The sequence below is a fragment of the Rhodococcus olei genome (assembly GCF_039540555.1).
Taxonomy (GTDB): Bacteria; Actinomycetota; Actinomycetes; order Mycobacteriales; family Mycobacteriaceae; genus Rhodococcus_G; species Rhodococcus_G olei.
In genome coordinates, this window is sequence record NZ_BAABFB010000050.1 from 317,991 (window position 1) to 339,850 (window position 21,860).

Sequence of the window (21,860 nt, forward strand, 5' to 3'; positions counted from 1 at the left end):
ACAGCGTAATCGGCTCTCGATGCGGCTTCCGGTCTCGTCGGATTCGAGGTGGATACCGACCGGTGTGGCGGTGGTGGGAGTGTGGCCCTCTCCGTCGGGGCGCATGGTCGCGAATCGGCGGCAAAGGTGAGTTGGGACTTTTATACGTTGTCAACGTGAGCCTGATCACTATTCATTGAAAACTCTTTGATCTGCAGCGTTACCTGGTCGTGACCTTTTTGCTGCGCGATGGTGACTCGCGAGGGGCCGAAGCCCCCTGCGTGACACCCGCGCCCGTTCGGCGGCCGAAACCGCATTCGGCCGAACCCTGGAGCACGACCAATGTTCGCTTCGAATGCGCGGTCCTTTGTCCGCACGCGCCACATCGGTGCCGCCCTCGCGGCCGCGGCGGTTGTTGCAACCGCAGTCGCGGTTGCCGGTCCCGGTGACGCCCCCGTCGCCAATGCCGACGCCGTCGCCTCCGTGTCGGTCGGGTATCGAGAGTCCGGCGACCTGTTCGCGAAGCTCCAGCTCCCGGTGCTGACCGCCGCCGGGGCGGCATCGGGCGCGGGGGAGCAGGCCGCGTCCACGCCGGGTGTGCAGTCGGCTCCCGAGGGTGCGGCCGAGCCGGCGTCCGGTGAGTGGCTCGCGTCGACGTCCGCGGGGTGGGTGCAATCGAAGTACACGCCAGCGGCGAAGCCCGCCCCCGTCGAGCAGGCCCCCGCGCCGGCCCCGCCGCCGCCCCCGCCCCCGCCGCCGCTCGCGGTCACCCCCGATGAGTTTGCGCGGATCGTGCCCGGCATCTCGGGTGACAAGATTGCGCAGTACATCGTCCCGCTCAACGAGGCGATGGCGCACGGTGGCATCGACAGCCCGGTCCGTCAGGCGGCGTTCATCGCGCAGCTCTCGGTCGAGTCCGACGGGTTCCGTACCTTCGAGGAGTACGCCTCCGGGGGCGCCTACGAGGGCCGCGCCGACCTCGGCAACATCCAGCCGGGAGATGGTGAGCGGTACAAGGGGCGTGGCGCCATCCAGATCACCGGCCGCCACAACTACGAGAAGGTGAGCCAGTACACCGGCATCGACTTCGTCGCCCACCCCGAGCTGCTGTCGGCGCCGGAGAACGCATTCACCACCGCTGCGTGGTACTGGACGTCGCGCAACCTCAATCAGGTTGCGGACACCGCAGGGATCGTCCGGGTGTCCGAACTCGTCAACGGTGGCCACAACGCCCTCTCCCAGCGTGTCGCGGACTTCCAGCGAGGACTGAACGTTCTGATCCACCCGTAGGCGGGCCGAATCGGTGCGGTGATTTGCAGGCAGTCCGGACTGTTTGTTGCTATCGTGCCGGTGTGACCCAGGGCACGCAACGTCCGACACGGACGCAGGCGCAACGCAGCGCACACACCCGACAGAGGCTGCTCGACGCGACGATCGAGTCGCTCGTCGAGCTGGGCTACGCAGGCACCAGCACGCAGGGCATCGCCCGGCGGGCCGGCGTCTCCCGCGGCGCTCAGCTGCACCAGTTCCCGACCAAGGTCTCGCTTGTGGTCGCCGCGGTGGAGTACCTGGTGGAGAAGCGGCTCGCCGAGATCCTCGCCACCCGGCCCGCGCCGGAACGCGGACTCGAGGTGCTTGTCGACGTCTTCTCGGGTCCGTTGTTCTACGCGGCTCTCGAACTGTGGGTCGCCGCGCGCACCGATCGCGAACTGTTCGAGGCGATGGTGCCGCTCGAGCGGGTCGTCGTCGACGCGCTGACGGGCGGGGCCACCGAGGTGATGGGTGAACGGTTCGGGCCCGACGGGATCGAGCTGAGCATCGAATTGGCGCGTGGCTTCGCGGTGTCCGCGTTGTTCCGGACCCCGGCCGAGGAATCCGAGCGCCGCGCGCGGCTGTTGCCGGCGTGGGAGGCGATGGTGACCGGACGATGAGCAGCGCGACAGCATTGACCGAACTTCCCTCGCACACTCCCGTTCTCGTCGTGGGCACCGGGTTCGGCGGCCTCGCGGTCGCGGCCGAGCTGGTCCGGGGCGGTCGCGGTGCGGACGTCGTGGTCATCGAGCGGGCCGACGAGGTGGGCGGCACCTGGCGTCAGAACACGTACCCCGGCTGTGCCTGTGACGTACCGACCTCCCTGTACTCGCTGTCGTTCGCACCGAGCGCGGACTGGAGTCACACCTTCGCCCGGCAGCCCGAGATCCTCCGCTACCTCGAGACGGTCGCCACCGGCAGCGGCGTTCGGGCGCGCACACTGTTCGACTGCGCACTGCTGGAGGCGAACTGGGACGCAGCTTCGGCGCTGTGGCGGGTGCGCACCAGCCGGGGGGAGCTGACCGCCGGGTCCCTCGTCGCCGCGACCGGTGCGCTGTCCGCCCCGAACGTGCCCGCGATCGACGGGCTCGAGGACTTCGGGGGCACCGTCTTCCACTCCGCCGCCTGGAACCACGACCACGACCTGACCGGTGAGCGGGTCGCGGTGGTCGGGACCGGCGCGTCCGCGGTGCAGTTCGTCCCCGAGATCGCCGACCGCACCGCGCGCCTCACCGTCTTCCAACGCACCGCGTCGTGGGTCATCCCGCGCGCCGATCGCACCCGCGGCAGCGTCGAGAAGGCGCTGTACCGTCGAATTCCCCTGTCCCAGAAGCTTGTTCGCGGACTGGTCTACTCGACGCGCGAGATGTACGTGATCGCCTTCGCGTACCTGACGTGGTTGCTGCCGCTGTTCGCGGTGGTTTCCAAGGCCCATCTGCGCAGGCAGGTGGCCGACCCCGTGCTGCGCCGCGCGCTGACGCCGACGTTCACGATCGGCTGCAAGCGGATGCTGCTGTCGAACGACTGGCTGGCCACCCTCGACCGTGACGACGTCGACCTGGTGCCGTCCGCGCTGGTGCGGGTCACCCCGACCGGCGTGGTCGGATCCGACGGCGTCGAGCGCCCGGTCGACACGATCATCTTCGGCACCGGGTTCACCCCGACCGAACCGCCGATCGCGCGGCTGCTGCGCGGCACCGACGGCCGCACCCTCGCCGAGCACTGGGACGGCAGCCCCAGCGCCCACCGCGGTATGACCGTCCACGGATTTCCGAACCTCTTCCTGATGTACGGCCCCAACACGAACCTCGGCCACAGCTCGATCGTCTACATGCTCGAGAGCCAGGCCGCCTACGTGCGAGCCGGGTTGACTCATCTGCGTTCCCACGGAATCGCCGCGGTCGAGGTGTCCGAGCGGGCCCAGCGCGCGTACAGCGCTCACGTGGGCGCCGCGCTGGAGTCGACGGTGTGGAACCGGGGCGGCTGTTCGAGCTGGTACCTGGACCGGCGGGGCCGCAACTCGGTGATGTGGCCGACCTTCACGTGGCGCTATCGCGCCCAGATGCGCCGGTTCGACGCCGAGAACTACCGTGCAGTCGCGCCGGCCGACGAGACGGCGGTGGCGTGAACGCGGCACCCGAGGTGCGTCTGTCGGCCCCCGGCGTTCGGCGCATCGGCCCTGATCGCGGCCACCGGACCCGGCCCTGAGATTTTTTTCGCGCGGGATGTAACGCTTCCCTCGGGGTGCTCGATAGGCATGTTGTCCCGCGTTGCAGCCAGACCCCCGACCCGGTTGCAGCGCGGGACACCTCTGTCTCCGGGGCACGTCCCGGTGCGCGGGTGTCCGATTCACCCCGTCTACCCTGGGTGTCCGAAACGGGTGCTGGCCCAGCAGAACGACACACTTCGGGAGGGCCGCGACATGACCGGCGGAAACGGCGAGGGCTCGGAGCCTCAGCACACGCCGGACCGGCCCGACGCACAGGCGCCCGAGCCGGCACCTCCGGTCGGCGACGGCTCCGAGATTCCGGTCGGTGATGCGTCCGCGTCCCCGCTCGGCGATGCATCCGCGGCCGGGGACGTCTCCACCGACCCGGTCGGTGGCACCTCGGTGCCCAGCCCGGCCGAGGGCGCCCCGGCGGCCCCGGTCGGTGACGGCTCCGAGCTGCCGGTCGGCGATGCACTGGCACCGTCGGCCGGTGACGCCTCCGCAGACCGGGCCGAGGGCGCCTCGGCGGACCCGGCGGGCGATGGGCCCGAATCTCCCGAAGGTGACGTCTCCCCGGACGCCGTCGCCGCGAGCGAGCGGCTGCGGCCCGAGGACGTGCCGACCACGGTGCTGCCGAAACTGGCCCCACCCGACAGCGTCGTGCCGGTGGCGGAGCCCCCGGCGCCGAACCCGGCCCAGGACGCCTCGGCGGACCCGGCAGACGATGCGCCCGCACCTCCCGTCGGTGGCACGCCCCCGAACGCCGTCGCCGCGAGCGAGCGGCTGCGGCCCGAGGACGTGCCGACCACGGTGCTGCCGAAACTGACCCCACCCGTCGATGCCGTGCCGCCGACGGAGTCCCCGGCGCCGAACTCCGCCGTCCCGCCTGCGACGACTCCCGGTCCCGCGCCCTCCCCGCCGGTGCCGGATGCCGCTCCGGCGGCGGACGTTCCCGGTCCGGACGCGACGCGTCCCCGGCGCCGGATCGTCGTCGGGGCGATCGCCGGTGTCGTCGTGGCCGGTGCCGCTCTGTACGTCGCGGATCTCGCGATGTCCTCCGACCGGGTGCCGCGGGGAGTGTCGGTGGCCGGAGTGGATGTCGGCGGCATGTCGCACGCAGCCGCCGAGACCACCCTGCGCGCTGCGATCGAGCCACGCGCGCAGCAGCCCGTGCCGGTGCGCGCCGGCGACGTCACGACCGAGGTCGTGCCCGCCGCAGCCGGGCTGGGCGTCGACTGGGCCGCGACCCTGGACCGCGCGGGCAGTCAACCGCTCAACCCGATCACCCGGCTGACGTCCCTGTTCACCCACCGCGACGTCGGCGTCGCAGCGACCCGCGACGAGGCCGCCCTCGCCGCGGCGGTGGAGGGTCTGCGTCCGCGCACCGACCGTGCCCCGGTCGAGGGCACCGTGGTGTTCGAGGGCGCGACCCCGGTCGCGGTGTCCCCGCGGCAGGGGCAGGTCCTGGATGCGGCCGGTGCGCAGGACGCGCTCGCCGCCGGCTGGGCCGAGACCGGCGGTGTCGAGGTGCCGGTGACGCTCGAGCCGGTCACCGTCACCCCAACCGGTGTCGACCGGGCGCTGCGGGACGTCGCCGCCCCGGCCGCGTCGGCGGATCTGGTGGTCACGGGCCGGGACGGATCGAAGGCGGTGCTCGGCCGCGACCGGGTCGGCACGGTGCTCTCGTTCACCCCGGACGGGACCGGGGGACTGATCCCGCGGTTCGACCCGGACGCCGCGATCGCGGTGCTGGCACCCCAGCTCGCCGGTACCGAGACCAAGCCGAAGGACGCGTCGTTCCGCCTCTCGGGTGGTGCGCCGACCGTGGTGCCCGCGACGGTCGGCGAGATGGTCGAGTGGCACAAGACCCTCGAGTCGCTGCCCGCCGTGCTGTCCGGGTCCGGTCCGCGCACGGTCGCGGCGGTGTACGAGCCGAAGCAACCCGAACTGACGACCGAGGCCGCCCGGAAGCTCGGCATCACCGAGGTGATCGGCGAGTACACCACTGGTGGTTTCGAGTACGCGTCCGGGGTGAACATCCGCCTCGCCGCGAGCGAGATCGACGGCGCCCTCGTGAAGCCCGGGGACACGTTCTCGCTCAACGGGTACACCGGTCCCCGCGGCGCCGCGCAGGGGTACGTCGAGTCCGGGATCATCAACAACGGCCGACCCGGCAAGGCCGTCGGCGGCGGCATCAGCCAGCTCGCGACGACGCTGTACAACGCCGCGTACTTCGCCGGCATGGAGGACGCCGGGCACACCGAGCACAGCTACTACATCTCGCGGTACCCGGCGGCCCGGGAGGCGACGGTGTTCGAAGGCGCGATCGACCTGCAGTTCCGCAATCCCGGGCCGACCGGGGTGCTGATCGAGACCATCGGCACCGGCTCGGACATCACGGTCCGGTTGTGGGGCACCAAGCGGGTCGAGGTCGAGTCGGTGGCCGGCGATCGCTACGCCCACACGTCGCCCAACACGGTCACCCTGCCGAAGGGGCCCGGTTGCGTGCCGTCCGGGGGTGCCCAGGGATTCACGACCAGCGACACCCGGATCGTCACCGATCACGTCACGGGACAGGAGATCTCGCGCCACACCCGGACCGTGAAATACGACCCGGTTCCGATCGTCAAGTGCGAGTGACGGCCGGGACGCCGACCGCCGGTCACAGCGGTGCGACCTCCGGCGTCTCGTTGCCGAACAGCCGGCGCTGATCCCGTTGCAGCTGGCGCTCCCCGTGCCGCTGCAGCCAACGGTTTCCGGCCGGGAACCGGCCCACCACATGGTGTTTGACGACGTTGACGGCCAGCCGTCCGGCCGGATACCACGGCGGCCGGATCGGGACCTGCAGTGCGCGGACGCCCGCCGGGCCGAGCAGGGTGGTGGCCAGCGACAGTCCGCGCTCGTACTCGTAGCGGCGGCGCAGCCATTCGAACCGGTCGTGGCGGGTGTGCAGGGGCAGGTCCACCAGGGACCGGGCCAGCGCGAGGCTGTTGTCGTCGGCGGCCGGTGACGACGCCCCGATCTGGTACATCATCCGCAGCCCGGCGCGCTCGTCGAACGGCAGCCACCGCTCGTCGACGCCCATCAGCCAGCCGACGTAGCACCACAGGTGCAGGACGGCGTCGGCCTCGCGGCGGGTGTACCGCACGCCGAGCACCCGGGTGTGCAGCAGGAAGGTGATCGAGAACAGCCCGAGGGTGCCCGCCTGGTCGAACTGGTTCACCGGCAGTCCGCGTTCGCCACTGTCCCAGTCGGTTTCGTGCTCGTGGTGGTAATCGATCATGGCGTGCATCAGACGGACGTGCACCGAGAGCGTGAATCCGGCGCCGAACCGGTCCAGGCCGCCGTCCGCGACGCACCCCTGCCACCAGGTGCCGGTCTCCGCGGTGCGGCGCCGGGTGCGTTCCCCGGTGAGCCGCCCGGACGCCATCAGCACCGGCAGGGGTCCGGAGTTGTTGTACCCGCCGAGCAGCGAGCCGTAGGCGAGGACGTCGCCGGCGTCGGATCCGACCCGGCGCAGGGTGCGGGCGCCGAGCGCGATCAGCTCGCGGTCGACCCAATCGGGAGTGTCCTCGATCAGCGCGAAGTACTCCCGCAGCGCGGCGGGCGCGTCGGGCACCGTGTCGATGCCCTCGTTCAGGGCCCGCCGGAACTGGCCGAGGGTGACCGTCCGGTCCTCGCGGATCGCCCGCACCAGGGCGGCGCTCGGCTCGTCGCGCTCGAGCAGGGCCCGACGCAGCCGGCCGGCCTCCTGCGCGGTGGCGTCCGGCGAGGGCCAGGCGAACGGGCGCAGGGGGGCGGTGGTCCGCGCGGCGGTCGCGCGGTCGCGCATGTACCGGGTCGGCCCGGTGGCGGTCGTCGTCACCCTTCTCACCCTGCAACTGACAACGCATGTTGTCAACCGGTGTCGGGCGCGGCCGGTCCGCATCCGAGCCGGCGCTGCAGCGCCATCGCGTCGAACGGGGCCCGGCCCGCCGCGTCGTTGTCGAAGTACGCGTACACGTCGCGACCCTGTGCCGCCCAGCCGGAGATGCGCTCGGCCCAGGCGTCGAGCGCACGGTCGTCGTATCCGCCGCCGTACAGGACGGTGTCGCCGTGCAGCCGCACATACCCGAAATCGCCGGTGCACCCGTCGATCCGCGGATACCGGCCGGCGGTGTCCGCGACGACGAGCGCGACCCCGTGGCGCTCGGCGAGGGCCGCCGCCTCCGGTGCGGTGAACGTCGGGTGGCGCACCTCGACGGCGTGCCGGACCGGGAGCACCGCAGCGGCCACGGTCAGGGCGCGCTCGGCGGGGAGCTTGGTGTCGTGGTGGGCCGCGAGCGCGGCGAGCGCGGTCGTCGTGCGCGGCAGCGCGCGCAGGAACGCGTCGAACGCGTCGGGGTCGAGCGGCAACGTCGGCGGCAGCTGCCACAGCACCGGCCCCAGTTTCGAGCCGAGGGCCAGCAGTCCCGACGCGAAGAAGTTCGCCAGCGCCGCGCGGGTGTCGGCGAGCCGCCGGACATGCGTGACATAACGGCTGCCCTTGACCGCGAAGACGAAGTCGTCCGGGGTCTCGGCGCGCCACCGGGCGTACGTCTGCGGACGTCCCAGCGCGTAGAACGAGGCGTTGACCTCGATCGACGACACCCGCGCGGCGGCGTACGCCAGCTCGCGCCGATGCGGCAACCCACTCGGGTAGAAGTCGCCGCGCCACCCGGGGTACACCCAGCCCGAGATCCCGACCCGGATCCGCGCCATGGAAAGACCTTAGTTCGTTTCGCCGCCCCGGCGGGTGTGTGGAGAGGACGATGGAGCCGTCTGATCAACCGAGCCGAGGGACGAGGATCATGCCCAAATATCTGTGGCGGGTCGGCTACACGGCGGACGGTGCCGGCGGACTGCTCGCCGAAGGCGGATCGGCGCGGCGGGACGCGATACGCACCGCGGTCGAGAGCGTCGGCGGCACCGTGGAGAGTTGCTACTTCGCGTTCGGCGGCCACGACCTGTACGTCATCGGAGACGTGCCCGACGAGGTCGCCGCGGCGGCGATGAGCATCCGCACCGCGGCCAGCGGGGCCGCGCGGACCGAGACGATCACGCTGCTCTCGCCGGAGCAGGTCGACGAGGCGGTGCGCCGCCCGGCCGACTACCGGCCACCCGGCCGCTGACCGAACACGCGTCGACCCGGTGACACGGGTTCGGCCCGCCTCCGGTGCCGGAGACGGGCCGAACCACTGTGCGGGAGCACGGCTCCCGGGGCTGCTACTTCTTCGCGGGCGCGTTCAGCGCGGTCATGAACGGCTGGGCGTTGGCGGCGAGGGCGCCGAGGCCACCGATCGCGGTCCCGGCCAGCGAGGCTCCGGAGCCGAGAAGCAGCGCGCCACCGATGCATCCGGCGAGCGGGCCGGCGCCGAACAGCATCGCGGCGGGAGCGGACACGACACCGGCCGCGGCCGCACCGAGCAGGCAGCCGCCGACCAGACCGGATGCGGCGCCGACGAACCCGCCGACGGACGCGGTGAGGCTGAGGTTGTCCTTGACCGACGACACGGCGGCGGGCAGGTCGATGTCCTGCAGCGGCAGCGCGACCGGGGTGGCCTTCTCCGGGCTGGTGTCGGCGGTCAGCACGGCGGTGCGACCGTCGATCTGGGCCGAGATCGGGTGGGCGGTGCCGTCGAAGGCGATCGCCAGCGGCACCGAGTCGACGAGGTTGCCGCCGGCGTCCCGGACGACGAGGTGGTTGTCCTCGTTGCTCAGGGAACCGGCAGTCGTGTTCACGAGAACCTTGTCGCCGTCACGGCTGACGTTCCAGCCGACGGGCTGAGCGCTGTCCGCGGCGGGCTCGGCGTAGGCCGTGCCGGCGACGACGCCCATCGAGGCGATGGTCATGGCCGCGACGGCAGCGAGCTTCGTCATGCGGCGGGTACGGGTGATGGTTGACAAGAGTGCTCCTCGGATCGGGTGTGGCTGAGACCCTAGGAGCGATGTGTGACGGCTGTGCGAACGCGCGATGACGGAGCCGTATGCAGTTGGTGGCCAGTCGTTTACGTCTGGTACACCGCAGCCGGCTCCGAATTGTGAGTTCTGCGAAACGATTTGCGGTTGTGTAAAACGCTATCGGTGTCGGAACTGGACTTCTCGGTCGATCCGCATGGGATTCCGTGAGATTCACATCACACAGTACCCAAAAAGGCGATGCCGCACACCTCGATGTGGTGTGCGGCATCGCCGTGCCGTGCGGCCCGGCCGGTGACCGAACCGGGTTGCCGGGTTCTAGAACCCGGCCTCGTCGAGCTCCATGATGTCGTTGTCGACGTTCGCGATTATGCCGCGCGACGCGGTCAGCTCGGGCAGCACGTTCTTCGCGAAGAAGGACGCGGTGGCGACCTTGCCCTCGTAGAACGGCTTGTCCTTCGCGGAGACGCCGGCGTCGAGCGCGGCGAGCGCGATCTCGGCCTGCTCGAGCAGCTTCCAGCCGACGAGCAGGTCGCCGACGGACATCAGGAAGCGCACTGAGCCGAGGCCGACCTTGTAGAGCTCGGTCGGCTGCTCCTGAGCCCCCATCAGGAACCCGGTCAGGGTCGCGACCATCGTCTGCACGTCCTCGAGCGCGGTCGCCAGCAGGGCGCGCTCGGACTTGAGGCGGTTGTCGCCGTCCTCGCGGTCGATGAACTTCTTGACCTGGCCGGCCACGTGGGCGAGTGCGACGCCGCGGTCACGGGCGATCTTCCGGAAGAAGAAGTCCTGCGCCTGGATCGCGGTGGTGCCCTCGTACAGGGAGTCGATCTTCGCGTCGCGGATGTACTGCTCGATCGGGTAGTCCTGCAGGAAGCCGGAGCCGCCCAGGGTCTGCAGCGAGTCGGTCAGGTACTGGTAGGCCCGCTCGGAGCCGACGCCCTTGACGATCGGCAGCAGCAGGTCGTTGACGCGGTGCGCCAGCTCGGCGTCGGCGCCCGAGACGTGCTTGGCGACGGTGGCGTCCTGGTGGGCGGCGGTGTACAGGTACACCGCGCGCAGGCCCTCCGCGTACGCCTTCTGCATCGCCAGCGCCCGGCGCACGTCCGGGTGGTGGGTGATGGTCACGCGCGGGGCGGCCTTGTCGGTCATCTGGGTCAGATCGGCGCCCTGCACGCGCTCCTTGGCGTAGGCCAGTGCGTTGAGGTAGCCGGTGGACAGGGTGGAGATGGCCTTGGTGCCGACCATCATGCGGGCGTGCTCGATGACGTTGAACATCTGCGCGATGCCGTTGTGCACCTCGCCGACCAGCCAGCCCTTGGCCGGCACGCCGTGACCGCCGAAGGTGAGCTCGCAGGTGGCCGAGGCCTTCAGGCCCATCTTGTGCTCGACGTTGGTGACGAAGGCACCGTTGCGCTCGCCGAGCTCGTTCTTCTCGAAGTCGAAGTGGAACTTCGGGACGAAGAACAGCGACAGGCCCTTGGTGCCGGGGCCTGCGCCCTCGGGGCGGGCGAGGACCAGGTGGAAGACGTTCTCGAACAGGTCGTCGGAGGTGGCGGAGGTGATGAACCGCTTGACGCCCTCGATGTGCCAGGAGCCGTCGTCCTGCTTGATCGCCTTGGTGCGGCCGGCGCCGACGTCGGAGCCGGCATCCGGCTCGGTCAGCACCATCGTGGCGCCCCAACCGCGCTCGACGCAGGTGGCCGCCCACTGCTTCTGCTCGTCGGTGCCGTTGTCGAAGAGCACGTTGGCGAAGGACGGGCCTGCCGCGTACATGAACGCGGCGGGCTGCGCGCCCAGCATCATCTCGGCGATGGCCCACACCAGGGCGCGGGGGACCGGCACGCCACCGATCTCCTCGTCCAGGCCCATCCGGTACCACTCGGCGTCCCACATCGCCTTGAACGACTTCTTGAACGACTCGGGGAGGGTGGCCTCGTGGGTCTCCGGGTCGAAGACCGGCGGGTTGCGGTCGGCATCGGCGTACGCTTCGCCGAGCGGGCCCTCGGCCAGCCGTGCGACCTCGCTGAGCATGTTCTTGATGGTGTCGACGTCGAGGTCGCCCCAGGTGCCCTCGTTCAGCGGCTTCTCCAGGTCGAGTACCTCGAAGAGATTGAACTCCAGGTCACGAACGTTGCTCTTGTAATGCCCCATGTCTTCTGTCTCCCTGAGATGGTGCGGTCTAGCCCCTGGTGAGTGACGACGATCTGGCTGTCCAGTCCCTCGTTAGTACCGCCCAAGTGGCTACTCGTCGGTAACTTAGCCGATGTTACTCGCGATTCAGTTAGCTGCCAACAAAAGCGTGAAATCCGGCGAGCGGGAGCTCCCGGGCACGGGTGGCGGCCGTGACGGCGGTCGGGTGGGCCGGGTACGGGAGGGCATGTCGACGGGCAATGCTGGAGCCGTGGGCGAGGCTCCGGGCGCAGCCGAGTTCGACCGGGGTGCAGCGGAATTCGCCGGACGCAGGCGGGTCGGGGCTCCGGGCGCCCGCGTGGCCTGGGCGGGCCCGCGATCGGCCGCGAGAGGGAGTCGGCCGGGCGCCCGTCGCGTCGCCGTGATTCCGGTGACAGTGGCGGGAGTCACGGCGTGACGGGGGTCAGCGGTTGAGTGTCGTGTGCATCAGCAGGACGTTGTAGTTCGAGTGCACGGTGGTCAGGAAGTACAGGTCCGGGCCGCTCGACCACGGGTGGATGAAGGCGCCGTACGCGGTCGGCAGCTCCCGGGTGTCCACCAGCACCTCCGGCGGGCCCCACGGGCCGGTCGGCGTCGGCGACCGGCGCATCACCACCGAGTTGAAGTTGTCGGTCGTGAGCATCAGGTACTGGCCCAGGTAGCTGTTGTACTGAACGGACAGCTCCCCGACGCCGCCGAACACGACCGGCGCGGCCGCGTTGACGTCGCCCTTCTTCCACTCGGTGCCGTTCCAGTACTCGTACGCACCGAGGTCACGGATCTGTTTCTCCGGTACCCGGGCCACGTAGGCGAGCATGCCGCGGCCCGGCGGGGTGCCGTACTCGTAGACGAAGCCGCCGTCCTTCATGAACGCGCTCATCTGGAAGTTCCGGTTGCCGTCCACGTTGGGACGGTTGGTCTCGGGGGCCGGCACCCAGTTCTCGCCGTTGTCGGTCGAGACGGCCAGGCCGGCGTAGTTGGTCTCCCACTTGCCCGGGTCGCCCCAGTGGTTCACCGACATCAGCGACATGTACTGGACGCCGTCGACCGCGACGCCCGCGGTCGGAATGCGGCTGATCTCGACGTACGGAATCTTCGGGCTGGGCACCAGCTCCTTGGACTGCCCCAGCAGGTCCCGCGGGGTGCTGTCGAAGGTCATGCCGTCGGTCAGGTTCTGATCCGCGCTGCGGAACAGGACGTTGCTGCGCCAGGACCACAGACTGCCGGCCAGCAGGTTCGGGATGCCGAGACCGGCGGAGTCGCCGAACGCGGTGAGCACCTGGCCGTTTCCGTTGTCCCACATGATGCCGAGGTCGGTGCCCAGCACGTTCTCGTCCTGGGTCCGGTTGGCGCTGAGCAGCCCGGTCGCCTGGGACACCGCGGTCGAGCGTCCGCGCAGGTCCGGCAGGCCGCTGGTGCCGTTCAGGCCGGGGATCGGGTTCACGGTGTTCGGGTCGGCATGGGCCGGTGCCGTCACCGCCAGCAGTGCCACTGCGCCGACCGTGGCGGCTCGCGCGATCGTTCCCACTCGGCGCCGCACGCCCGGTCCCTGTCCACTCATCACACGTTCACCCTTCGACTCTCGTCGTGTTCGATCGTGCTGCCGCTCGAGCGCCGCGACACGCGCAGCTGCCCGTGACGCCCCCGTGCTGGACAAGGACCGTCGGGTCACGATCGTAGTGACACGTCACCACATCTGCAGGGTTTGGTCGGGGAGGTGTCCCAATCGCGCGTTTCGCGAGTGTCGATTCCTGCGCCTCGTTACCGGTTTCGTAACGAGCGGGACGGCCGGGGTGATATGACCGGCAGTAGACATGGTGGACCGTCCAGTTTGCCGTGGACATCGTCACCGCGCCACTCGAGCGCGAAGTACGGTGATTGACGAGGAGCGTTCGTGGTTTCGCCCGAGCATCCGACGGAAGTGACAAGAGGAGAAGAAGACCAATGGGCGCAGCGATCTCGAACACCACTGAGCTTCGCCATTCCGCGATCCTCGGGCTCGGCGTGTACCGGCCCGAGCGGGTCGTGACCAACGAGGAGATCTGTCAGCAGATCGACTCGACCGACGAGTGGATCCAGTCCCGCTCCGGGATCCGGAGCCGCCGCTTCGCCGGGCCCGACGAGAGCGTGCTGCAGATGGCGATCGCGGCCGGCCGCAAGGCACTCGAGGCCGCCGGGCTGACCGGCGAGCAGGTCGGCACCGTCATCGTCGCCACCTCGACGTACCCGATGCAGACGCCTGCGTGCTCGGCGCTCGTCGCGCAGGAACTCGGCACCGGCGGCGCCGGCGCCATCGACGTGTCCGCGGGCTGCGCCGGCTTCTGCTACGCCCTGGGCCTCGCATCCGACCTGGTCCGCGCCGGTTCCGAGGAGCACGTCCTGGTGATCGGTGTCGAGCGGATGAGCGACTCCACCGAGCCCACCGACCGCACCGTGCGGTTCATCTTCGGTGACGGCGCGGGCGCCGTCGTCGTCGGCCGTGGCGAGGAGACCGGCATCGGCCCCGTCGTCTGGGGCTCGGACGGTGCGCAGGGCCGGGCGATCCGGCAGGAGCCCGACTGGGTGGACTTCGCCACCAACCCGACCCAGAAGCGGCCGTGGATCGTCATGGAGGGCACCGCCGTGTTCCGGTGGGCCGCGTTCGAGATGGGCAAGATCGCGCAGCAGACCCTCGACAAGACCGGTATGACCGTCGAGGACATCGACGCGTTCGTACCGCACCAGGCCAACGCGCGCATCACCGAGGTCATCGCCCGCAGCATGAACCTGCCCGAGACCGTCGCCGTCTCCAACGACATCGCCGAGACCGGCAACACGTCCGCCGCGTCCATTCCGCTGGCGATGGAGGAGATGCTGCGCACCGGCAAGGCGAAGCCGGGTGACACGACCCTGCTGCTGGCGTTCGGCGCCGGGTTGGCGTACGCCGGCCAGGTGGTGAAGATGCCGGTCCTCGCCGGCTGACCCGAGGTCACCGACGACGAAGGCGCCGCCCGGACGGGCGGCGCCTTCGCCGTGCACCGGTCCCGGCGAGTGCTCACCGCGCGGCGTCGGTCCCGGCGACCGCGAGGAGTTCGCCGAGGAACTCGATCGGCACGACCGCCCAGGCCGGGTCCCAGCTGCCGGCGGTCGCGGCCGCTTCGAGTGTGGCGAGGCCGGCGACGACGGCCGGCCCGCCGTCGAGCACGTACCGGATCAGGCCGCACCGGGCGCACCGCGCTGTCACGCTCGCGAGGACGGCCAGCGCCTCGGCGTCCCGCCCGGACGCGAACAGGCACGCGGCGAGCAGTCGGTCCGCCTGCAGGCGGGCGCGGGGGCGCGCGGTGGCGGCCAGCCGGTCCACCCAGGCCTGCGCGATCTCGCAGGCCCGCGCGGTGTTGGCCGCGGTCCCGGTGCGGGCCAGCAGGCGTGCGGTCGTCGCGTCCTCGAGCTGCGCGGTGATCTCCGCACTGCCGTCGGGCACTGCGTCGACCGGAGGCAGGGACGGGTACCGGGGCGCCCGGGTGCGGGTGGTGACCGGGAATTCGAGCCGGACGCGTTCGTTGTCGATGCGCGCCCGCAGGCGCGGGATGTCCAGGGCGTCGGCGGTGCGCGCGCCCTCGACGAGTCGTTTCGCGGCGGCGTCGGGGTCACCGCGGCACACCTTGATCCGGGCGCCGGTGACGTACCGGGCGAGCATGAACTCCACGATCCCGCCCTCGTCGCCGAGTTCGAACCCCTCGTCGAGCAGCTGTTCCGCATCGTCGAGCCGGTTCTGCTCGTACAGCAGGTCGCCGAGCATCGCGGCCGCCAGCCGTGCGGAATGCGAACGCGGACCGGACATTTCGCGGGCAACCCGCAGTCCGCGCCGGAACCAGTCCTCGGCCGTCTCGAGCTCGAGTTGCTCGCTCGCGGCCACCCCCACCATGCAGTAGCCGTACATCGTGGCGAACGGACCGCTCATCGCCTGGTAGTACGGCGCGGCCCACTCCCCCCACCGTGCGACGGCGTCGAAGTCGAACCGGTAGAGGGCGGCGAACATCTGGGTGTTGGCGGCGGCGGACACGACCCACGGGGTGTGCACCTGCGGTCGGGCGAGGCATTTCTCGGCGAACCGTTCGATTCCCGCGGGCCGATCGGAGAACGCGGCGATCGCCCCCTCGACGACGTCGGCCTGCACCGACAGGTCCTCGTCCGGTTCGGCCTCGAGTGCGCCGCGGGCCAGCGCGAGGGCCCGGCGGGCGGCCGCCGGCCGCTGGAGCAGCACGTTGGCCCAGGCGAGGATCAGCTGCAGTCGCGGTCGTCCGGTGGCAGGGGGGAGCTTGTCGACGAGTCCGAGCAGCGTGATCATCCGTGAGTGCTCGAGCAGGTGGAGGCCGTCCCGCTCGACCAGTGCGACCGCGGCGTCGGCCTCGCCGGCGAGCAGGGCGTGGTCGACGGCCTCGCTGACCAGGTGCCGCTGGGCGAACCACCGCGACGCGGTCCGGTGCAGCGCGACGACCCGCTCGGGGTGGTCGCGTTCGAGTCGGCGGCGCAGGTACTTGGCGAACAGGTGGTGGTAGCGGAACCAGCTGTCGACCGACCCGGTGGTGTGCCGCGGCGACTCGTCGTCGAGCCGGAGCAGGAACAGGTCCCGCGCCGCGACCTCCTCGAGCCGGGCCAGGCCGTGGGATTCTCCGGACAGCGCGGATGCCAGGGACCCGCTGAGCCGTTCGGTGATCGAGGTGGTGAGCAGGAAGTCGAGGAGATCGGGTTCGAGGGTGTCGAGGACGTTCTCGGCGAGGAACTCGTCCACGGACTGCTGTTCGGCGAGGTGCTCGATCAGTTCCTCCGGTCGCGCCTGCCTGCGCAGCGACAGCGACGCGAGTTGCAGTGCCGCAGCCCAGCCTTCGGTGGATCTGCACAGGCCGGCGACGTCGGTGTGGGTGAGCTTCAGGCCGCCGAGTCCGACGAGCAGTTCCTCGGACTCGTCCTCCTCGAAACGTAGTGCTGCCGAATCTATTTCGATGAGCTCGTCGAGCACCCGCATGCGGGAGAGCGGCAGACCCGTGTTGGCGCGGCTGGTCACCACGATCTGGAGGTGATGGCAGCCGTTGTCGAGAAGATAGTCCAGTACGGCAAGTGATTCGGGGCTGGTCACCCGATGCCAGTCGTCGATCACGACCGCGACGCGCTGTTTGGAGGTGTGGATGCGGTTGATCAGGGAGTTCAGGACGAAGGCCTCGGCGTCGTGCCCGTGGTCCTCGAGTATCTGCCCGAGTTCCTCGCCGACGTCCGGGGCCGCCCGCCGGATCGCTTCGACGAGGTGCGCGAGGAACCACACCACGTTGTCGTCGTCCGGGGCGACCGTCAGCCACGCGACGGCGACGCCGTCCGCGGCCAGTGCGGCGCTCCACTGGGCGGCCAGGGTGCTCTTGCCGAATCCGGCCGGGGCGTGGATCACCGTCAGGCGCCGTCGCCCACCGGCCCGCAGTCGGTCGATCAGCCGGGCCCGGGAGACCAGGGCCCGGCCGATGACCGGCGGGCGGAAGCGTGTTGCCGGTGCGGGCGGGGTGATCGTGGTGGATCGGCGGGTGCCGGTCCGCCATTGGGTGCCCGTCTGCCGTCGGGTGCGGTCCGGGTGCCAGGTCCCGGTGACGGACCCGGCGTGGCCGGCGGCGGGGGCCTCGGATGCCTCCGGCAGTGCCATCTCGAGCGGGCCGAGGCCGTGTGCGAACGCGACGTTCTCCAGCATCGTCCCGAACTCCGCGGCGCTTGCCGGACGCTGGCCCGGGTCCTGGGCCATCGCCGACTCGAGCGCGGCGCACACGTCGGCGGGAATGTCGTTGCTGCGCAGATCGGGCACGGGCTGTCGGGTGATCCTCAGGAACTGCGCCACCACCTGCTCCCCGCTGCGCCGCTCGAAGGCGGCGTGCCCGGTCAGCGCGCAGAACAGGGTCGCGCCGAGGCTGTACACGTCCGAGCGGACGCTGGGGGCGCGACCCTCGAGCACCTCGGGGGCGGTGTAGGCGGGCGATCCGGTGATCTGCCCGGTCGCGGTCTCGAATCCGCCCGTCGTGCGGGCGATCCCGAAGTCCGTGAGCTGTGGTTCCCCGTACTCGGTGAGCAGGATGTTCGCCGGTTTGACGTCGCGGTGCAGGGTGCCGGACCGGTGGGCCGTCTCCAGCGCACCGGCCATCTTCACGCCGAGTCGGAGCACCTCGGGCCAGTCCAGCGGGCCGTCCCGCCGGATCAGTTCCTGCAGCGAGTTGCGCCGGTGGAAGGGCATCACGATGTACGGCCGGCCCGATCCCGTGGCGCCGACCTGCAGGATGTTGCAGATGTGCGGGTGTCCCGACACCGCACCCATCGCCCGCTGTTCCCGCAGGAAGCGTTCGAGGCTGTCGTGGTCGAGGTCGCCGCTGAGGACCTTGACCGCGACCGTCCGGTCGAGAGCCGGCTGGGAGCACCGGTAGACGACGCCGAATCCGCCACGTCCGATCTCGACGGCGTCGACGAGCCCGGCCGCGCGGAGATCGTCCACGACGCCGTGCGAGGTCTCCCGCGCGGACCCGCGCGGATCCTGCGCGCTCACCGGGACCTCCACCGGCGAGCGGCGGCGCGCGAGGACCGGGTGCCCAGGATTTCCGTCGTCATCGTGGTCGATTCGCTGTGCGGGTCGCAGTCCAGGATAGTCCCGTGACCGGGCCCGACGGCGGTTCCGCACCGACGACGAACGGCAGCGGGTGCGCCCGGACGGACGCACCCGCTGCCGTGGTGGATCAGTGCGGTCAGGAACCGAAGGGGTTGCTGCTACCGCCCCCGCCGCCCGGGGTGGACGGCGCGGTCACGTTGACCACGTGCGCGTCGGAGGTGGATCCGAGGAAGCCGGGTCCGCCGCTGTAGACCGCGGTGATGCCGTGCGCGCCGGCCGAGGCGAACGCGTGCGACAGGGTCGCGGTGCCGTTCGCGAGCGGGATCGGGGCTCCGATGGCGGTGGTGCCGTCGTAGAACTGGACCGTGCCGCCGGCCTGGCCGGGTGCGACCGTGGCGGTCAGCGTGATCGCCTCGTCCTGGGTGGCCGGGGTGGGCGCGGTCAGCGTCGTCGTGGTGGCGGCCTCGTTCGGTGCCGGCGTGGACACCGCCACCGTCGTGGCGGCCGCGGTCGACGGCGCCGATCCCTGTGCCCCGCTGTACTCGGCGGTGATCACGTGGCTGCCCTCGGTGGCGAATTCGTGCGCGAGGACGGCGACGCCGCCGGCGACGGTCACCGGAGCGCCGATCTTCGCGCCGCCGTCGTAGAACTGCACCGTGCCGCCGGTCGGGGCGGGTGCGACGGTCGCGGCGAGGCCGACCGCCACGCCGGTCTTGGCGTGGGTGGGCGTGGTCAGCGTGGTGCTGGTGTCGACGGTGGGCACGCTCACCTGCACGGTCGCCGGCGTCGAGGTCGAGCCCGCGAAGCCGGGGGTGCCGCTGTAGACGGCGGTGATCGCGTGCGCTCCCGCGGTGCTGAACGTGTGGCTCAGCGTCGCGGTGCCACCGGTGACGGTGACCGGTCCGCCGATCGTGTCCTCGCCGTCCTTGAACTGGACGGTGCCACCGGTCGGCGCCGGCGCGACGGTGGCCGTCAGGTCCACTGCCGTGCCGGTGTTCGCGCTCGCCGGAGCGGTCAGTGTCGTGCTGGTGGTCGAGTCCGGCGGGGCGGTGACGTTGATCGTGGCGAGCGGTCCGCCACCGGCGTTCAGCGGGACACCGGAGCCGGGGTTCGTGCCGTCCTTGGGCACGCACCGGGTGGCCGACCAGTAGGAGACGCCGAACACCGGGTCCTTCTCCCGCACCAGCGAGGTGAAGAAGTTCTCGTCGGCCTTGTAGTTCGCGGCCGCGCCCGCGGTCCGGACCTTCGGGGTGACCGTCGACCCGGCGGGGCCGGCCACGACGGTCACCTCGATCGCAGGCAGTCGGTAGGTGGTGTCGCCGGATCCGGCGGCCGTCACGACGATGCCGCCCTCGGCGCCGTCGTCGGTGCTGGGGCCGTTGCCGACGGTCTCGTTGTTTCCGGACAGACGCAGGATCGTGCCGGTCGCCGACGGGGTGCCGTTGTCGGCGACCCGGGTGACCGTCGGCGCCGCCCCGCCGAGGCCCACGCCGGTGCCGGGGACGACGGTGGCCGAGACGAACCCGGCCGGAACCTCGTAGTCGACCTTGAGCCGCGACACACTCGCCCGGATCCGCAGGTTCTCGCCGTCACGCGGCAGCGTCATCTGCTTCGGCTGCACCCGGTAGGTGAACGTGCTGCCGGTGACCACACTGGCCGGGGCGTCGACGGTGACGCCCGTCGCGATCGTCTTGTTGGTGTTGTCGAGCAGGCTCTTGAACTTGCCCCAGCACGCGGCGTTGAAGTCGACGGTGCTCGGGGCTGCGCCGGCCGGCGCGGCCAGCAGCAGTGCGCCGGTGGTCAGCGCGGTGGCCGCGAGGGCCGCCGCGCCGCGGCGCAGGGGGGTGGGGTACATCGAACTACTCCTGGATGGGGGTGTGGAGAATCTGCGGGGCCGCACCGATCAGGACCCGAACGGGCCGGCGGGCTTCGGGGCGGCGGTCGCGGTCACCGCGAACGGCGCGGACGTGGAGGCGACGAAGCCCGGCGCCCCGCTGTACACGGCGGTGATGCTGTGGTCGCCGGCCGCGGTGAAGGTGTGCGGCAGGATCGCGGTGCCGTTCACCACGGCGACCGGGGCGCCGATCGGTGTGGTGCCGTCGACGAACTGCACGGTGCCGGCGGCGCTGGACGGCGCGACGGTGGCCGACAGGTCGATCTTCTGCCCGACCGTGGCGGTCTCGAGCGCGGTCACCGTGGTCACCGTCGCGACGTCGGTGGGTGCGGGTGCGCTCACCTCGACGGTGGCCGACGCGGTACGGGAGCCGAGGAAGCCCGCCGCGCCGCTGTAGGTGGCACTGATGTTGTGGTGGCCGGTGCCGGTGAAGGTGTGCGCGAGGGTGGCCACGCCGCCGACGACGTCGACCGGCTCGCCGATCGGGGCGTTGTCGTCGAGGAACTGGACGGTGCCGCCCACCGGCGCGGGCGCGACGGTGGCGGTGAGCCCGACCGCGGACCCGGCGGTCGCGGTGGCAGGCACGGTCAGCGTCGTCGCGGTCGCGACGTCGACCGGCGCCGGGCCGGACACCGCGACGGTGGCCGCGGCGGAGGTGGAGCCGGTGAACCCGGCGCCGCCGCTGTAGACCGCGGTGATGGCGTGCGCGCCTGCGGTCGCGAACGTGTGGGTGCGCGTCGCGGTGTCGCCGGTGACCGGGACCGGCGCGCCGATGTTCGTGTCGCCGTCCTTGAACTGGACGGTGCCGCCCGTCGGGGCGGGCGCGACGGTGGCCTTCAATTCGACGCCGACACCGGTGGTGGCCGTCGCGGGCGCGGACAGCGTCGTCGTGGTGGCCTGGTCCGGGGCGGCGACCGTGATGGTGGCGAGCGGGCCGCCGCCGGCGTTGAGCGCGCCGGTGCTCGAGTTCTTGGGCACGCAGCGGGTCGGCGCCCACACGGTGCCGACGAGCGGCGCGCTGGCCTTGGCCAGCGAGGTGCTGTAGTTCTCGTCGGCGTTGTAGTTCGCGGCGTTGCCGCTCACCCGCAGGGTCGGGGTGATGGTTGCGGCCGACCCGGCCACGACGGTGACGTCGACGGCGGGCAGCTGGAAGACGCTGTTGCCGCCGGAGTTGGCGCTGCCGTCGAGGTTCTTCTTCAGCTTGGGTGCGGTGATGCCGCCCTCGCTGTTGCCGCTGGAGGTGGGGCTGTTCCCGATCACCTGGTTGTTGCCGGACAGCCGCAGGAACGGCCCCGCCGCATCGACGTTGCCGGAGTTGTTGACCCGCAGGACGTTCGCCGCGACACCGCCGAGGTTCGCGCCGGTGCCGGGCACGACGGTGGCCTCGACGAGGGTGGCGTTGGCCGGGATCTCGAAGTCGAACTTGAGCCGCGACAGCCCGGCGGTGGTGCCGCCGGATTCGGAGTCCGGGTACGAGCCGGGGCCCGGCTGGATCCGGTACGTGAAGGTCTGTCCGGGCGTGACCGTAGCCGGCGCGGTGACCGTCGCGGACGCGGCCACGACCTTGTGCTGGGGGCCGGCCAGCGAAGTCGAGGGGGTGGCCTGGCAGGACGTCTGGAAGTTGACGGTGTCCGCGGAGGCGGGGGTGCCGATCAGGGCGAGCCCCGCGGTCAGGGCGACGGCGCCGATGGGTGCCGCGCTGCCGCGCAGGGGGTGTCGAAGCATGGATGGACCGGGTCTCTCGTGTC

General features: G+C 71.3%; 14 protein-coding genes. 6 read left to right on the top strand and 8 right to left on the bottom strand.

Going from position 1 to position 21,860, the window contains the following annotated elements; translation table 11 throughout:
* Window positions 1-321: 321 nt before the first annotated feature.
* From ABD951_RS17025 to ABD951_RS17040, 4 genes are all read left to right on the top strand, one after another.
* Complete coding sequence (locus ABD951_RS17025; RefSeq protein ID WP_345347307.1) at window positions 322-1,269, top strand: glycoside hydrolase family 19 protein; 948 nt, start codon at window positions 322-324, stop codon at window positions 1,267-1,269.
* A 62-nt stretch (window positions 1,270-1,331) separates the two neighbouring features.
* Window positions 1,332-1,910: a TetR/AcrR family transcriptional regulator gene (locus ABD951_RS17030; RefSeq protein ID WP_345347310.1), complete on the top strand. Its 579-nt coding sequence runs from the start codon at window positions 1,332-1,334 to the stop codon at window positions 1,908-1,910.
* The gene (locus tag ABD951_RS17035; protein WP_345347313.1) at window positions 1,907-3,418 is read left to right on the top strand and encodes a flavin-containing monooxygenase; all 1,512 of its coding nucleotides are present in this window, start codon (window positions 1,907-1,909) and stop codon (window positions 3,416-3,418) included. Before ABD951_RS17030 ends, ABD951_RS17035 begins: the two co-directional genes overlap by 4 nt.
* A gap of 294 nt (window positions 3,419-3,712) precedes the next feature.
* Window positions 3,713-6,139, top strand: coding sequence for a VanW family protein (locus ABD951_RS17040; protein WP_345347316.1), 2,427 nt, complete (start codon window positions 3,713-3,715; stop codon window positions 6,137-6,139).
* A gap of 22 nt (window positions 6,140-6,161) precedes the next feature.
* Here ABD951_RS17040 and ABD951_RS17045 read toward each other — a convergent pair whose 3' ends face one another.
* Together ABD951_RS17045 and ABD951_RS17050 are read right to left on the bottom strand one after the other, a co-directional pair.
* On the bottom strand, window positions 6,162-7,364 hold the full coding sequence (locus ABD951_RS17045) for an oxygenase MpaB family protein (RefSeq protein WP_345347319.1): 1,203 nt from the start codon (window positions 7,362-7,364) through the stop codon (window positions 6,162-6,164).
* 32 nt (window positions 7,365-7,396) lie between these two features.
* Window positions 7,397-8,239 (bottom strand): DUF72 domain-containing protein, encoded by an 843-nt coding sequence (locus tag ABD951_RS17050; protein WP_345347322.1) that lies wholly within the window; start codon window positions 8,237-8,239, stop codon window positions 7,397-7,399.
* 89 nt (window positions 8,240-8,328) lie between these two features.
* Here ABD951_RS17050 and ABD951_RS17055 point away from each other — a divergent pair, with 89 nt between their 5' ends.
* Complete coding sequence (locus ABD951_RS17055; RefSeq protein WP_345347325.1) at window positions 8,329-8,649, top strand: GYD domain-containing protein; 321 nt, start codon at window positions 8,329-8,331, stop codon at window positions 8,647-8,649.
* Between the two features lie 94 nt (window positions 8,650-8,743).
* Here ABD951_RS17055 and ABD951_RS17060 read toward each other — a convergent pair whose 3' ends face one another.
* From ABD951_RS17060 to ABD951_RS17070, 3 genes are all read right to left on the bottom strand, one after another.
* A complete protein-coding gene (locus ABD951_RS17060; RefSeq protein WP_345347415.1) occupies window positions 8,744-9,397 on the bottom strand; it encodes a DUF8020 domain-containing protein in 654 nt (217 codons plus the stop codon).
* Between the two features lie 357 nt (window positions 9,398-9,754).
* Window positions 9,755-11,590: an acyl-CoA dehydrogenase gene (locus tag ABD951_RS17065; protein WP_345347328.1), complete on the bottom strand. Its 1,836-nt coding sequence runs from the start codon at window positions 11,588-11,590 to the stop codon at window positions 9,755-9,757.
* Window positions 11,591-12,032: 442 nt separating this feature from the next.
* Window positions 12,033-13,169 (bottom strand): glycoside hydrolase family 183 protein, encoded by a 1,137-nt coding sequence (locus ABD951_RS17070; RefSeq protein WP_345347331.1) that lies wholly within the window; start codon window positions 13,167-13,169, stop codon window positions 12,033-12,035.
* 383 nt (window positions 13,170-13,552) lie between these two features.
* On the opposite strand from ABD951_RS17070, the gene ABD951_RS17075 reads away from it, so the two are divergent.
* Entirely contained in the window at window positions 13,553-14,569 is a 1,017-nt protein-coding gene (locus ABD951_RS17075) for a beta-ketoacyl-ACP synthase III (RefSeq protein WP_345347334.1), read from the top strand.
* Between the two features lie 73 nt (window positions 14,570-14,642).
* On the opposite strand, the gene ABD951_RS17080 is transcribed toward ABD951_RS17075, so the two are convergent.
* From ABD951_RS17080 to ABD951_RS17090, 3 genes are all read right to left on the bottom strand, one after another.
* Window positions 14,643-18,158, bottom strand: a complete 3,516-nt coding sequence (locus ABD951_RS17080) for a protein kinase domain-containing protein (protein ID WP_345347337.1) — start codon at window positions 18,156-18,158, stop codon at window positions 14,643-14,645.
* A gap of 196 nt (window positions 18,159-18,354) precedes the next feature.
* Window positions 18,355-20,073 carry an Ig-like domain repeat protein gene (locus ABD951_RS17085; protein ID WP_345347340.1) on the bottom strand — a complete coding sequence of 573 codons (1,719 nt, stop codon included), beginning with the start codon at window positions 20,071-20,073 and terminating at the stop codon, window positions 18,355-18,357.
* A 48-nt stretch (window positions 20,074-20,121) separates the two neighbouring features.
* Entirely contained in the window at window positions 20,122-21,837 is a 1,716-nt protein-coding gene (locus ABD951_RS17090) for an Ig-like domain repeat protein (RefSeq protein WP_345347343.1), read from the bottom strand.
* Window positions 21,838-21,860 lie beyond the last annotated feature (23 nt).